A 12,444-nucleotide genomic window follows, 5' to 3' on the forward strand; every position below is an offset into this window, starting at 1 on the left:
TCAACCCCAGAGGCGCTCGACCACCCAGCCTGCCGTCGCGCAAACGCCAATCCAGACTGTCATGCAGGTAGCGATGAAACGGTAGCTCATATCGGAATCAACAACAAATGTGAGGCAAGAATGTGAATACTTTTTGAAATTATACATGCATTCATGAATGTATGTTTCTGGCAATCATCACATTCGCCGAATATCCGTCTTGATGGTGCTTCATTCTGCTCATTCTGTGACATAACGCTATGCACACTGACAACCTTTCCTCGTGGACCCACAGCCACGTCTTCGACACAGGCAACCATGCTGCCGAGCGCGGCACGCGGCTGGTGATGGTGATCACCGCCGCGACGATGGTGATAGAGATCGCCGCGGGCTGGTGGTTCAACTCGATGGCGCTGTTGGCCGACGGGTGGCACATGAGCTCGCACGCGATTGCTATCGGCCTGACGGCATTTGCCTACGCCGCCGCGCGCCGCTATGCGACCGATGCGCGCTTTGCGTTCGGCACGTGGAAGGTCGAGGTGCTCGCGGGCTTCGCGAGCGCCATATTCCTGCTTGGCGTGGCGGCGCTGATGGCGATCGGCTCCGTCGAGCGCTTGTTCAGTCCGCAGGCGATCCACTACCGTGAAGCCATGGTGGTTACGGCGCTCGGCCTGCTGGTGAACCTGGGCTGCGCGCTGATTCTCGGCGGCGCGCATCACCACCACGACGGCCACGACCATCACGAACACAGCCACGGGCATGCGCACGACCACCATGATCACGGCCACGCGCACGGCCACGACCACCACCACGACATCAACCTGCGCTCGGCCTACCTGCACGTGCTCGCGGACGCGGCGACGTCGGTGCTCGCCATCGTCGCGCTGGCGGGCGGATGGTGGCTCGGCTGGAGCTGGCTGGATCCGGTGATGGGACTGGTTGGCGCGGCACTGGTGGGCCGCTGGGCGTTCGGGCTGCTGCGCCAGAGCGGCACCGTGTTGCTGGATCGCGAGATGGACCATCCCGTGGTCGATGAAGTTCGCGAGGTGCTCGCCGCATTCGAGCACGCCGGCAACGACCGCGACGCCACGCGCGTGACCGACCTGCATGTCTGGCGCGTCGGCAAGCAGCAGTTCGCCTCCATTGTCTGCCTGGTCACGCACGACACCACGCTGACGCCGCAGCACGTGCGCGAGGCGCTGTCCGTGCACGAGGAGCTCGTGCACGTGACGGTGGAGATCAGTGTATGCCGGGATCAAGACTGGCACGCCGTGCCGGCAACGCGGCACGGCTGATCGCACACTACGGCAACAGCACGATCGCTCCGGTCGTCGCCCTGGCCTCGGCGGCGGCATGCGCGTTGGCAACGTCTTCCAGCGCGTAGCGCGCACCGATCTCCACCTTCACATGGCCGGCGGTAACGGCGTCGAACAGGTCCTTTGCATTGGCCCTGAAGGTATCCGGATCGGCGTTGTGCGGAAACACTGAAGGACGCGTCAGGAACAGGCAGCCCTTCTTGTTCAGCAGTTCGGGTTCGATTGCCGGCGCCGGACCGGACGCAGCGCCGTACAGCACCACCAGGCCGAACTGCTGCGCGCAATCGAGCGAGCCCAGGAAAGTGTCCTTGCCCACCGCGTCGTACACGACGCGCACGCCGCGTCCGCCGGTGGCATCGCGTACAGCCTTCACCCAATCGCTGGTGCGATAGTCGATGGCCACGTCACAACCCATCCGGCGCGCGAGTTCGCATTTCTCCGGCGAGCCCGCGGTGCCGATCACAAAGGCGCCGAGCGCCTTGGCCCAGCTGCTCAGGATCTGGCCCACGCCGCCCGCGGCGGCATGGACCAGCACGGCATCGCCCGCCTTCACGGCATGGGTATGGCGCACGAGGTATTGCGCGGTCATGCCCTTGAAGATGACGGCGGCTACCTGCTCGTCGCTGATGCTGTCAGGCACGCGCACCAGCTTCGCGGCCGGCACGTTGCGGTAGTCGGCATAGGCGCCAAGGCCCGCATTCATGTAAGCCACGCGGTCGCCCGGTGCAAACCCGTTCACGCCCGGACCGACTGCCTCGACCACGCCGACAGCCTCATGGCCAAGACCGGTGCCCGGCGGCAACGGATACGTGCCGCGGCGCTGGTAGATGTCGATGAAGTTGAAGCCCATCGCAGTCTGGCGCACCAGTACCTCGCCTTCGGCGGGCGATGCCAGCTCGATGCGTTCGAGCTGCATGGCTTCGGGTGGGCCAAATTCGTGGACGCGTATGACGCGGGCGGTCGGCATGCCGGGTCTCCTGTGGTTGAGAAGACCCGATTATTTCCGGTTTTGCGAAAACGTGCCGGCGCTCAGGCGCAAGCGTTCAGGTCAGCTCGCAGCACATGCATAGCGGCGGCGTGTCGGTATGGCGGTGGAATTCGCTCGACGACAGCACCTCGGCCGGCAGCTTGGCGGCCGGGATCAGCGAGAAGCCATAGCGTGCGAAATAGCTTGGGCAGCTCGTCGTCAGCAGCACGGCGCGCTTGACGCCGTTGGCACGCGCCCGCATCAGCACCGCGCGGACCACATGGGACGCAACGCCCTGGTCGCGGTATTCCGGCAACACCGCGACCGAGCGGATCACGACGGTGTCGCCAAACCGCTCGCCGGCCCCGCAGCCGACAATCTGCGATTCATGGACGGCAACGTGGAAGTGTTCCAGCAAGCGGAACACATCATCGGTCGGCAAGCCGCAGCGTTCCAGCACGGCGCCGACCGCGGGCGCATCCGGAGCGAGCGCCGCCCGGATTCGCAAATCTTTGATCATCTGGAGCCTCTTGTTCTTGCGTCACTCAAGTACGGCAACACCACGGAAGCCCTGCATGGTTGTCACGTGCGTCTGCCTGAAGTGTATGCCGTACATCGACTCGCAGCCGCGCCATCACAGTACCTTAAACCGCGCGGTTGTTCCAGACGGGAAGAACGCGTAAACAGCGGCAAATTCAGCACACCGGCCGCGAGGCGCGGGTGCCGGAGAGGCCCCGAACGGGTGAGAGAGAAAGGCAATACTGGAATGCGGGCGCCGCTGCACGGCGCCGCGAAGATCCGGCGCCAGGCGCGCGGAAGGAAACTGGAGGCGGGGATCCGGAATCGAACCGTCGTAAACGGCTTTGCAGGCCGTCGCATCACCACTCTGCCACCCCGCCGTGGACGTAACGTCCGGGGACAAATCGTGTTGCGGGGCGCAGTGTAGCGGGAAATCGGAAAGTCTGCAGGAACGCTGCTCGCGGCGCGGCTATTCCATGCCGCCCATGGCCGACTGGATGTAGTTCTGTATGCCGACCTTGCCAATCAGCTCGATCTGCGATTCGATCCAGTCGATATGTTCTTCGGTGGCTTGCAGGATATCGACGACCACCTCACGGGACACATAGTCGCCCACCGATTCGAAATACTTGATCGCATCCTTGCAGCTCGCCTGGGAAACCTGTTCGAGCTTGAGATCGCAGGCCAGCATTTCCTCGGTGTTTTCGCCGAGCAGCAATTTGTCGAGGTCCTGCAGATTCGGCAAGCCGTCGAGCAACAGGATGCGCTCGATCAGCTTGTCGGCATGCTTCATTTCCTCGATCGATTCCTCGTATTCATGCTTGCCGAGCGCGTTCATGCCCCAGTGCCGGTACATGCGCGCGTGCAGGAAATACTGGTTGATCGCGGTCAGTTCATGCTTGAGCTGGCCGTTGAGGAGCTGGATGACTTTCTTGTCCGTTTTCATGGCATATTCCCTCCCCCCGGCGGCTGAAAATCGTGCTTCTCCTTTTTCTCCATCGTGCCCGGCTTTTACCGGTGCATTTTTATGGTAGCCACAATTGGCGTGACATCAAGCGACACGCCAAAATGCGACGGTAATCGCCACTTCTCGCGACGGTAATCGAGAATGCGTATGGTTTTGATTTTCGTCCAGATTATGCTTTGCCATGCAGAAGTAGAAAACCGCCGTGACCGGCGGTTTTCTTTCTTTGCCCCATCGCGATGCCGGACTCAGTCGAGCTTCGCCCCCGAATCGGCCACCAGCATTTTCAGAACCGGCCAGTCGCGCGCAAAAATCGTCTGGGCCTCGGCCGGCGTGCTGCCGAGGGGGCGCAGGCCCAGCCCCACCATGCGCGACTGCATGTCGGGCGTCTGCATGATCGCGCGCACCTCTTCTTCCAGCTTCGCGGTCACTGCCGGCGGCACGCCAACGGGGGCTGCCATGCCGATCCAGCCTACCGTCTTGAACGCGCTGTCGCCCATGCCCAGTTCGGCAAAGGTCGGCAGCTCGGGCAGCGCGCTGCTGCGTTGCGCACCCGTCACTGCCAGCGCCTTGAGCTTGCCGCTCTGGATATACGGCTTGGCCGTGAGGATGCTGGCGAAGCCGAACTGCACCTGGCCGCCGAGCAGGTCCTGCAGCATCGGCGCTTCGCCCTTGTACGGCACATGGGTGGACTCGGCGTGTGAAAGCTTGCTGAAATACGCGCCGCTCAGATGTGAGTACGAGCCCACGCCCCACGATGCATAGCTGACTTTGCCCGGCCGCGTGCGCGCATAGTCGCCCAGTTCGCGCGGGGAACGCGCCGGCAATGACGGATTCGTCACCAGCACGAGCTGTGCGTCGGCGAGCACGCTGACCATCGACAGATCCTTGCGCGGGTCGTAAGGCAGCTTGGCGAACAGGAACTGGTTGGTGAGGACTGTCTGGGTGATCGTCACCAGCAGCGTATAGCCGTCCGGTGCGGCCTTGGCCACCGCGTCGGTGCCGATGATGCCGGAGGCACCCGCCTTGTTCTCGACCACGACGGGCTGGCCCAGCCGCTTGCTGAGCTTCTCGCCGAGCGCGCGCGCCACGGTGTCGGTGCCGCCGCCGGCCGCGTACGGCACGACGATGCGAATCGGCTTGGAGGGATAGGTCTGCGCGAGCGCCGGTGCGCTGCAAACAGTGATGCCACTCAGGGCGAGCGCCAGCAGCGCACGTCGGTTCATGCCTTGTCTCCAGTTGCTTGAGCTTGATGTTCTTGGTTTGGCAGACAAGCTAACTGGCTTGAGAAAATACGTCCAATGCAATATTTTTCAGATTTCCATGCATAAAAGCTGAATTTATGAGCCTGCGCCAGCTCCATCACTTCGTCACGCTGATCGAGCAAGGCAGCTTTGCCCGCGCCGCGGATGCGCTGCACCTGTCGCAGCCCGCGCTCACACGCAGCATCCAGACGCTCGAAGGCGACCTCGGCACACTGGTGGACCGCGCCTATGGCAAAGCCAGACCCACCGCTGCCGGCGCCATCGTGCTCGAGCGCGCACAGCGTATGCTGCGCGAAGGCCGCGAACTCAGGCGCGACCTGCAGATGCTGCAGGACATCGAGATCGGCGAGATCCGCATCGGCTTCGGGCCGTTCGCGTCCGCGTTCCTGCTGGAGCCGGTGCTGGCGGCGCTGGTGGCGCGCCATCCGACGCTGCGCATCGATCTGGAGACAGCGGACACGCGCACCATGCTGAAGTCGCTGGAAGCGGAACGGCTCGATGCCTTTGTCGGCGAGAGCCAGAGCCTGGCCCGGCTGCCGCATCTGCACATCGAACGGCTGCCCGCGTTGCAGACGGCATTCTTCGTGCGCAGCAGCCACCCGCTGGCCAAACGCCGCGCGGTCAACCTTGCGGCACTGACGCCCTACCCGGTCGCCGGTCCGCGCCTGCCTGCCGACGTCAGCGATTTCTTCAACCGCCGGGTCGCCGAGGACCAGGGCAACACCGATGGCACCGCGCGTGAACTGCTGACGGTCACGTGCGACGACATGCACGCGCTGCGCACGCTGATGCTGTCGACGGATGCCGTGGTGCTGGTGCCGCGCGCGATGATGGCGGGCCTGCAGGCCGACGGACAAGCCGTGGCGCTGCCGCTGCGTCCCGCGACGGAACTGCGCGCACCGTATGGCGTGGTGTCACTGGCCGGGCACTCCCTGTCCCCGGCCGCGCGGGCGTTCGTGACGCTGGTGCATGAGGTGCTGGCCGAACATCCGGCCTTGCGCAAGGGCGCACGGTAGGCGCGTGCGGCGTATGCTTTGCACTTCGGTTTCCCGAAGAAAAAGGAGACACGGCAATGTCCAGACTCAGAGTGAACAGCTTTACGTTGTCGCTTGACGGCTATGGTGCCGGGCCCGCCCAGAGCCTCCAGAACCCGTTGGGCGTGGGCGGCGAAGCGCTGCACGAATGGGCGTTCGCCACACGCCGCTTCCAGGTCATGTTCGGCGGCGAAGGCGGCGGCACCGGCGTCGACAACGAATTCGTCGAACGCGGCTTCGACAACGTCGGCGCATGGATTCTCGGCCGCAATATGTTCGGGCCCGTGCGCGGACCATGGCCCGACGAGAACTGGCGAGGCTGGTGGGGCGATAACCCGCCCTACCATGTACCCGTGTTCGTGCTCACGCACCACGCGCGGCCATCGATCGAAATGGACGGTGGCACGACCTTTCACTTCGTCACCGAAGGCATCCATGTGGCCCTGGCGCGCGCTCGCGAAGCGGCGCAGGGACGCGACGTGCGGCTCGGGGGCGGCGTGTCAACGATCCGCCAGTATTTGCAGGCCGGCCTGGTCGACGAGATGCACCTTGCCATCGTGCCAAAACTGCTCGGCGGCGGCGAGGCGCTATTGGCCGGACTGGATCTGCCCGCGCTCGGCTTCGCTTGCAGCGAGCACGTGAATACGCCGGCTGCCATGCACGTCGTGCTGGCGAAGCAGGCGTAAGAGGATCTCAGGCGGGTACGCCAACCGGAGCCGGCGTGTCGGTGCTGCCAGGCCGCAAGGCGTGCGACGCGGAATCCGCCGCTGGTTGCGGCGCCTGGCAGTAGCTATTGCCGGCGCGGGCGCATGCCACGCCGGTCTGGCGCGGACGGTCGGTGTCGGCGTGCACCGCCGTGAACGCGCTTGCTGCCAGCAGCGCGGCACAGTGTAGAAGTATTTTCATGTCGGGCTTCCTGGCGTAGCGCACCAGCTCAATGCGCATCCGCAGACGGTGCCTTCGGCGGCGCGACCTTGCGCATCAACGGGACCATCGCGGTGGCAATCACGAAGCACACCATGACAATCAGGAACGCATCGCCGAACGTCTGCGTCTGCGCTTCCCGCCAGGCGAGCGCGAAGAGTTGCTTCAGCGCGGCCGTGTTCGCATCGACCAGGTCGTGGCCTGCTGCGAGCATCTGGTTGCCGGCGCCCTGCAGGAACGCACCCATCGCCTCGTTGCGGATATTCAGGTGCTCCGCCTCGCGCAGGAAATGGAGGTTGCCGCGGTCGTTGAGCACGGTGGCGCAGGCCGCGATGCCGATGGCGCCGCCAAGGTTGCGCATCAGGTTGAACAGGCCCGATGCAAGCTTGAGCCGTTCGGGCGGCAGGCTGCCCAGCGTCAACGTAACTGTCGGCGCCACCGCAAACTGCTGCGCCATGCCGCGCAGTGCCTGCGGCAACAGCAGTTCGGCACCACCCCAGTCATGCGTGATCGGCGCGAAGAACCACATCGACAGCGCAAACAAACCGAGTCCGAACATCATCAGCCAGCGCAGGTCGACGCGATTGGCCAGGAAGGCATAGAACGGAATCGACGCGACCTGGAACAGGCCCGTCGAAAAGATCGCCAGGCCGATGTCCAGCGCGCTGAAACCGCGCACGCGTCCGAGGAACAGTGGCGTCAGGTAGATCGTCGCGAAGATGCCGATACCGGTAACGAACGAGAAAAAGCAGCCCAATGCGAAGTTGCGCTCGCGCAGCGCGCGCAGGTCCACCACGGGATTCGCGTAGGTCAGCGATCGCCAGACAAAGGCCACGCCCGATAATCCGGCAATCCATGCGGTCGCAAGGATCACTTCGTCGCCAAACCAGTCCCAGCGCGGCCCCTCTTCCATCGTGTATTCCAGGCAGCCCAGGAACAGCGCCATAAACAGGATGCCGAGGTAGTCGGCGCCGCGCACCAGCGACCAGTTCGGGCGATCGACCTTGACCAGCATCGGCACGGCAACCGTGACGAAGATGCCAGGCACCAGATTGATGAAGAACAGCCAGTGCCACGAGAAGTTGTCGGTAATCCAGCCCCCGATGGTCGGACCAAGCGTAGGCGCGAGAGACGCCAGCGCGCCGATGGTCGCTGCGGCGATCACGCGCTGCGGGCCCGCAAAGAATGCAAAGGCCGTGGTGAACACCAGCGGGATCATCGATCCGCCCAGGAAGCCCTGCGCCGCACGGAACGCGATCATGCTCTGGATATTCCACGCCACGCCGCACAGCAGGCTGGTCACCGTAAAGCCGGCGGCCGATGCGGCAAACAGCCAGCGCGTCGACATCACGCGGGACAGCCAGCCGGACAGCGGGATGACGATGATCTCCGCGATCAGGTAGCTGGTCTGGACCCAGACCGTCTCGTCGGTGCCCGCCGACAGGCCGCCGCCGATATCGCGCAGCGACGCCGAGACGATCTGGATGTCGAGCAGCGCGATGAACATGCCCACGCACATGGTCGCGAAGGCGAAGATCTTCGCCGGCGTGGATAGCGATGCCGGGGACGGCAATGCCGCCGCCGGCGCCGCGACCGGCCTGTCGAGGGTGGCCGTACCCATCATTGCACCTGCTTGGTTGGATGCGTATCGGGATGCGTATCGACCTGCGCAATGACGGACAGGCCCGGGCGCAAGGTGCCGAGCGTGGCATCTTTCTCGTCGAGCTGGATGCGTACCGGCACGCGCTGGACGATCTTGGTGAAGTTGCCGGTCGCGTTTTCGGCGGGCAGCACGCTGAACTGCGCGCCCGTCGCCGGCGCCAGGCTGCCGACGCGGCCATGGAAGACGCGCCCGGGCAGCACGTCGGCTTCGATCGTGACCGGCATGCCCTCGCGCAGATGCGTGAGCTGACCTTCCTTGAAGTTCGCATCAACCCACAAGCCGCTGGCCGGGACGATGGACAGCAACTGGCTACCGCTGCCCGCGTAGGCGCCGACGCGCGCGCGCCGGTTGCCCACCGTGCCGTCGACCGGCGCGCGCAATTCGGTGTAGCTGAGGTTGAGCTTTGCGATATCGCGCTCCGCCACGGCCTGCGCCAGCGCCGCCTTCGCCTGCAGCTTCTGCGTGCCGATCACCTCGAGCTGGCGCTGCGCGGCGAGCAGCGACGCCTGTGCCTTTTCACTGTTGGCGGCCGCCTGCTTGTAGTCGGCGTCGGCCTTCTGCGAACTCTGGATCGACACCGCCGATTTCTCGACCAGGCTCGCATAGCGTGCCTGGTCCTGGCGCGCGCGCACGGTATCGGCATTCGCGCCCGCGAAGCCGGCCCGGGCCTGGCCGATGACGGCTTCCTGCAGCCGCTGCGTGGCATCGAGGTTCTCGAGCAGCGCCTGCTGCGCAGCCACCGCTCCCTCGGCCTTGGCCAGCGCGGCGCGATAGTCGCGGTCGTCGATGCGAACCAGCACATCCCCTGCATGCACAGGCTGGTTGTCAGTCACGGCGACTTCGGAGATATAGCCGGCAACCTTCGCGCCGATCACGGTCACGTCGCCGCCCACGTAGGCATCGTCGGTGCTCTGCACGAAGCGCGCGGAGCTCCACCAGTGGTACCCGTAGCCGACGCCGGCCAGTCCCGCGACAAGCAGGGCCCCGGTCGCGAGCAGCTTCTTCGTATTGGGCCGCGATCCTGCCTGTTTCGCGGCCGGAACGGGCTGCTCGCCCGTGCGTTCGGTCATGGTGTTGCTTGTCATTGCACTTCCTTTCTGCACTTGAGTTCGGAGGGATTCAGATTCGTAGCGGATGCGGCCGGGGCCGCCGCAGTGCGATTCAGTCTCTGCCGCATGCGCTCGCTCGCGGCCGGGCCGGGCCCGAGCACATAGGCGGCCTCGGTAATGGGCCGCCCGTTCGCGGCATCGACCAGCACCGGCTCGACACGCGCTCCGGTCTCGCGATCCAGGAGCTGCACGCTTTCGCCTTCTGGCGAGAAATGCCGGTTGCCCCACGCCAGCAGCGCCACCAGCACGGGACGGAAGTCGCGACCGCGCGGGGTCAGCACGTATTCGAAGCGCGGCGGGCGCTCGCAGTAGCTGCGCCGCTCCAGCAAGCCTTCCGCGACGAGCGCGGCAAGCCGGCGCGCGAGCATGTTCGGCGCGATGCCGAGGCTCCTCTCGAAATCGTCGAAGCGGGCCGTGCCGTAGAAGGCCTCGCGCAGGATCAGCACGCTCCACGCGTCGCCGATACGCGCGACGGTCCGCGCAATCGGGCACGGTGCTTGGTCCAGTGGCTTTCTCTGCATGATCATCATCCCTTTCAATCCGGGGTTGCTATCAAGTTGAAAGTTAGTCTAGAGTGGTGACTATCATGTTGCAAGTTAATTTTGAAACATGCAGTCCGGATCACGAATGAGAGGTGTATGACATGACGCAAGCGCAACCCTTCCCCTTGGCAGCGCGCTTCGGGCGCGGCCTCGCGGCCCTGACCGCCGCGGCAATGGCCGCCAGCCTGGCCGCGTGCGCGGTCGGCCCCGATTACCGTGCCCCCGCAGCGGACCTGCCGGCGGCCTATGCGCACGCCGCCGCCTTGCAGGGTCAGGAAGCGGTGCCTGCAGCGCCCGCGCTGGATAGCTGGTGGAAGGGATTCGACGATCCCGCGCTGACCCGGATCATCGAGCGCGCGCTGGCGCAGAACCTGGACCTTGCCGCATCGGTGGCCCGTGTCGACCAGGCGCGTGCGGCGGCCAACTACGCGGGCGCGGCATTGCTGCCCGAGGGATCGCTGTCCGGCAGCGTCGCGCGGCAACGGCAGTCGCTCGAAAGCCCGCTCGGCAAGATCGCCAGCAAGTCGCCTGGCTTCGAGCGCAACAACACGCTGTACAACATCGGTGCCGGGGCAAGCTGGGAAATCGACATCGCGGGCGGCCTGCGGCGCGGGGCCGAGGCGGCCGACGCGGAAGCCCAGGCGGCCGAGGCCGAACACCTCGGCGTGCGCGTGCTGGTGGCAGCGGAAGCGGCCGACGCCTACTTCCGCGTGCGCGGTGCGCAGCAGCGCATCGCCATTGCACAGCAGCAGGTGCAGACCAATGCGCGGCTGCTCGATCTGGTGAAGCTGCGCCTGGCCGACGGCATCGGCGCCGAGCGCGAGCGCGCCCAGGCCGAAGCGCGGCTCGCGCAAACCCGCGTGACCATCCCGCCGCTGCAGATCGAGCTCGACACGCAGCTCAACCGACTCGACGTGCTGATGGGCGCTGCGCCGGGCACCTATGCCGCCGAACTCGCCGCGCCGGGTGCGCGCACGGGCGTCCCGCAGATCCCGCTCGCGCAGGGTCCTGCCGCGCTGCTCGAGCGCCGCCCCGACGTCATTGCCGCCGAACGCCGGCTGGCCGCGTCCAGCGCGCGCATCGGCGTGGCCACTGCCGAGTACTACCCCAAGCTGTCGCTATCGGCGCTGCTCGGCTTTGAAAGCCTGTCGGCGGGCAAGATGTTCACGGCCGCCACGTTCCAGCCCGCGGCCATGGCGGGCCTGCGCTGGCGCCTGTTCGATTTCGGCCGCGTCGACGCCGAAGTCGCGCAGGCGCGCGGCGCCAATGCGGAGGCACTCGCCACCTATCGCAAATCCATGCTGCGCGCGACGGAGGATGTGGAGAACGCCATCGTCACGCTGACCCAGCTGCAACTGCAGAGCCAGGATCTGGCCGTGGAAGTGGATGCTCAGGCCCGCTCGCGCGGCGCGTCCGAAGAGGCCTACAAGGGCGGCGCGGTCAGCTTGTTCGAGGTGCTTGAGGAAGACCGCCAGCTACTGGCCGCACGCGACCAGCAGGCACGCGTGGGCACCGACAACGCACGCGCCGCGGTGGCGGCGTTCCGTGCGCTCGGTGGCGGCTGGTAAGGGGCAGGAAGGAAGCGCCGCGTCGCCTTAACCGGCTTCGGCCTTTTCCGTGGTCGACAGGTAGGCGGCAGCATCGGCCAGGCGCCGGCGCACCCCTTCGCCGGCTGCAGGCCCGGGTGCCAGCGCGTAACGCGCGAGGTCAACCGGCGCACCGCTCGCGGCATCGACCAGCACGGGTTCGACGGGCGCCCCGGTGGCCTTGTCGACAAGCTGCACGCTCACTCCCTCGGGCGCGAAATGCTTGTTGCCCCAGGCCAGCATCGACAGCATTACCGGCTCGAAATCGCGGCCGCACTCGGTCAGCACGTATTCGTAGCGCGGCGGCCGCTCCGAATACTGGCGGCGCTCCAGCAAGCCTTCATCCACCAGTCCGTTGAGGCGGCGCGTCAGCATGTTCGGCGCGATATCAAGGTTCTTCTGGAAGGCATCGAAGCGCGTCGTGCCATAGAACGCCTCGCGCAGGATCAGGATGCTCCACCACTCCCCGACCCGCTCAAGGCTCCGCGCGATGGGACACTGCATGTCCCGGAAGGTCTTTCTCTGCATGGTGGCGTGGCTGGTTGTCAAAGCGGGAGACCGTCGTGCGGACCATGC

At 65.7% G+C, this 12,444-nt stretch carries 13 protein-coding genes and 1 tRNA gene; 4 read left to right on the forward strand and 10 right to left on the reverse strand.

From position 1 onward, the window contains the following. Positions 1 to 239: 239 nt before the first annotated feature. Entirely contained in the window at positions 240 to 1,274 is a 1,035-nt protein-coding gene (gene dmeF, locus KHO41_RS15990; RefSeq protein WP_211954258.1) for a CDF family Co(II)/Ni(II) efflux transporter DmeF, read from the forward strand. A gap of 7 nt (positions 1,275 to 1,281) precedes the next feature. Here the strand turns inward: dmeF and KHO41_RS15995 are convergent, their stop codons facing one another. The 5 genes from KHO41_RS15995 to KHO41_RS16015 form a co-directional block, all read right to left on the reverse strand. After that, positions 1,282 to 2,262 carry a quinone oxidoreductase family protein gene (locus tag KHO41_RS15995; RefSeq protein ID WP_211954259.1) on the reverse strand — a complete coding sequence of 327 codons (981 nt, stop codon included), beginning with the start codon at positions 2,260 to 2,262 and terminating at the stop codon, positions 1,282 to 1,284. A gap of 76 nt (positions 2,263 to 2,338) precedes the next feature. Beyond that, positions 2,339 to 2,782: a GNAT family N-acetyltransferase gene (locus KHO41_RS16000; RefSeq protein ID WP_211954260.1), complete on the reverse strand. Its 444-nt coding sequence runs from the start codon at positions 2,780 to 2,782 to the stop codon at positions 2,339 to 2,341. A gap of 304 nt (positions 2,783 to 3,086) precedes the next feature. Continuing rightward, a tRNA-Cys gene (locus KHO41_RS16005) sits at positions 3,087 to 3,161 on the reverse strand. Between the two features lie 89 nt (positions 3,162 to 3,250). Continuing rightward, on the reverse strand, positions 3,251 to 3,727 hold the full coding sequence (gene bfr / locus KHO41_RS16010) for a bacterioferritin (protein ID WP_211954261.1): 477 nt from the start codon (positions 3,725 to 3,727) through the stop codon (positions 3,251 to 3,253). A gap of 266 nt (positions 3,728 to 3,993) precedes the next feature. Then, a complete protein-coding gene (locus tag KHO41_RS16015) occupies positions 3,994 to 4,971 on the reverse strand; it encodes a Bug family tripartite tricarboxylate transporter substrate binding protein (RefSeq protein ID WP_211954262.1) in 978 nt (325 codons plus the stop codon). Positions 4,972 to 5,087: 116 nt separating this feature from the next. Here KHO41_RS16015 and KHO41_RS16020 point away from each other — a divergent pair, with 116 nt between their 5' ends. Together KHO41_RS16020 and KHO41_RS16025 are read left to right on the forward strand one after the other, a co-directional pair. Further along, complete coding sequence (locus KHO41_RS16020; protein ID WP_211954263.1) at positions 5,088 to 6,026, forward strand: LysR family transcriptional regulator; 939 nt, start codon at positions 5,088 to 5,090, stop codon at positions 6,024 to 6,026. A gap of 56 nt (positions 6,027 to 6,082) precedes the next feature. Beyond that, positions 6,083 to 6,730, forward strand: coding sequence for a dihydrofolate reductase family protein (locus tag KHO41_RS16025; RefSeq protein WP_211954264.1), 648 nt, complete (start codon positions 6,083 to 6,085; stop codon positions 6,728 to 6,730). Between the two features lie 7 nt (positions 6,731 to 6,737). Here KHO41_RS16025 and KHO41_RS16030 read toward each other — a convergent pair whose 3' ends face one another. Genes KHO41_RS16030 through KHO41_RS16045 form a run of 4 tightly spaced genes read right to left on the reverse strand, consistent with a single transcriptional unit; the run spans position 6,738 to position 10,261 of the window. After that, positions 6,738 to 6,950, reverse strand: coding sequence for a hypothetical protein (locus KHO41_RS16030; RefSeq protein ID WP_211954265.1), 213 nt, complete (start codon positions 6,948 to 6,950; stop codon positions 6,738 to 6,740). Positions 6,951 to 6,978: 28 nt separating this feature from the next. Further along, positions 6,979 to 8,589: a DHA2 family efflux MFS transporter permease subunit gene (locus KHO41_RS16035; RefSeq protein ID WP_211954334.1), complete on the reverse strand. Its 1,611-nt coding sequence runs from the start codon at positions 8,587 to 8,589 to the stop codon at positions 6,979 to 6,981. Further along, entirely contained in the window at positions 8,589 to 9,716 is a 1,128-nt protein-coding gene (locus tag KHO41_RS16040) for an HlyD family secretion protein (protein WP_211954266.1), read from the reverse strand. Before KHO41_RS16040 ends, KHO41_RS16035 begins: the two co-directional genes overlap by 1 nt. Then, positions 9,713 to 10,261 (reverse strand): winged helix-turn-helix transcriptional regulator, encoded by a 549-nt coding sequence (locus KHO41_RS16045; protein ID WP_211954267.1) that lies wholly within the window; start codon positions 10,259 to 10,261, stop codon positions 9,713 to 9,715. Before KHO41_RS16045 ends, KHO41_RS16040 begins: the two co-directional genes overlap by 4 nt. A 122-nt stretch (positions 10,262 to 10,383) precedes the next feature. On the opposite strand from KHO41_RS16045, the gene KHO41_RS16050 reads away from it, so the two are divergent. Then, positions 10,384 to 11,850, forward strand: coding sequence for an efflux transporter outer membrane subunit (locus KHO41_RS16050; protein WP_211954268.1), 1,467 nt, complete (start codon positions 10,384 to 10,386; stop codon positions 11,848 to 11,850). A gap of 27 nt (positions 11,851 to 11,877) precedes the next feature. Here the strand turns inward: KHO41_RS16050 and KHO41_RS16055 are convergent, their stop codons facing one another. Beyond that, positions 11,878 to 12,396 (reverse strand): winged helix-turn-helix transcriptional regulator, encoded by a 519-nt coding sequence (locus KHO41_RS16055; protein ID WP_211954269.1) that lies wholly within the window; start codon positions 12,394 to 12,396, stop codon positions 11,878 to 11,880. Positions 12,397 to 12,444 lie beyond the last annotated feature (48 nt).

The organism is Cupriavidus numazuensis, from assembly GCF_905397435.1.
In the GTDB taxonomy this organism is placed as follows: Bacteria; Pseudomonadota; Gammaproteobacteria; order Burkholderiales; family Burkholderiaceae; genus Cupriavidus; species Cupriavidus numazuensis.

Excerpts from the sequence above, each read along its gene's own strand:
- KHO41_RS16045 (WP_211954267.1), bottom strand. The coding sequence starts at position 10,261 with ATGCAGAGAAAGCCACTGGACCAAGCACCGTGCCCGATTGCGCGGACC.
- KHO41_RS16015 (WP_211954262.1), bottom strand. The coding sequence starts at position 4,971 with ATGAACCGACGTGCGCTGCTGGCGCTCGCCCTGAGTGGCATCACTGTT.
- KHO41_RS16035 (WP_211954334.1), bottom strand. The coding sequence starts at position 8,589 with ATGGGTACGGCCACCCTCGACAGGCCGGTCGCGGCGCCGGCGGCGGCA.
- KHO41_RS16030 (WP_211954265.1), bottom strand. The coding sequence starts at position 6,950 with ATGAAAATACTTCTACACTGTGCCGCGCTGCTGGCAGCAAGCGCGTTC.
- KHO41_RS16000 (WP_211954260.1), bottom strand. The coding sequence starts at position 2,782 with ATGATCAAAGATTTGCGAATCCGGGCGGCGCTCGCTCCGGATGCGCCC.
- KHO41_RS16050 (WP_211954268.1), top strand. The coding sequence starts at position 10,384 with ATGACGCAAGCGCAACCCTTCCCCTTGGCAGCGCGCTTCGGGCGCGGC.
- KHO41_RS16055 (WP_211954269.1), bottom strand. The coding sequence starts at position 12,396 with ATGCAGAGAAAGACCTTCCGGGACATGCAGTGTCCCATCGCGCGGAGC.
- KHO41_RS16020 (WP_211954263.1), top strand. The coding sequence starts at position 5,088 with ATGAGCCTGCGCCAGCTCCATCACTTCGTCACGCTGATCGAGCAAGGC.
- KHO41_RS15995 (WP_211954259.1), bottom strand. The coding sequence starts at position 2,262 with ATGCCGACCGCCCGCGTCATACGCGTCCACGAATTTGGCCCACCCGAA.
- dmeF (WP_211954258.1), top strand. The coding sequence starts at position 240 with ATGCACACTGACAACCTTTCCTCGTGGACCCACAGCCACGTCTTCGAC.
- KHO41_RS16040 (WP_211954266.1), bottom strand. The coding sequence starts at position 9,716 with ATGACAAGCAACACCATGACCGAACGCACGGGCGAGCAGCCCGTTCCG.
- bfr (WP_211954261.1), bottom strand. The coding sequence starts at position 3,727 with ATGAAAACGGACAAGAAAGTCATCCAGCTCCTCAACGGCCAGCTCAAG.
- KHO41_RS16025 (WP_211954264.1), top strand. The coding sequence starts at position 6,083 with ATGTCCAGACTCAGAGTGAACAGCTTTACGTTGTCGCTTGACGGCTAT.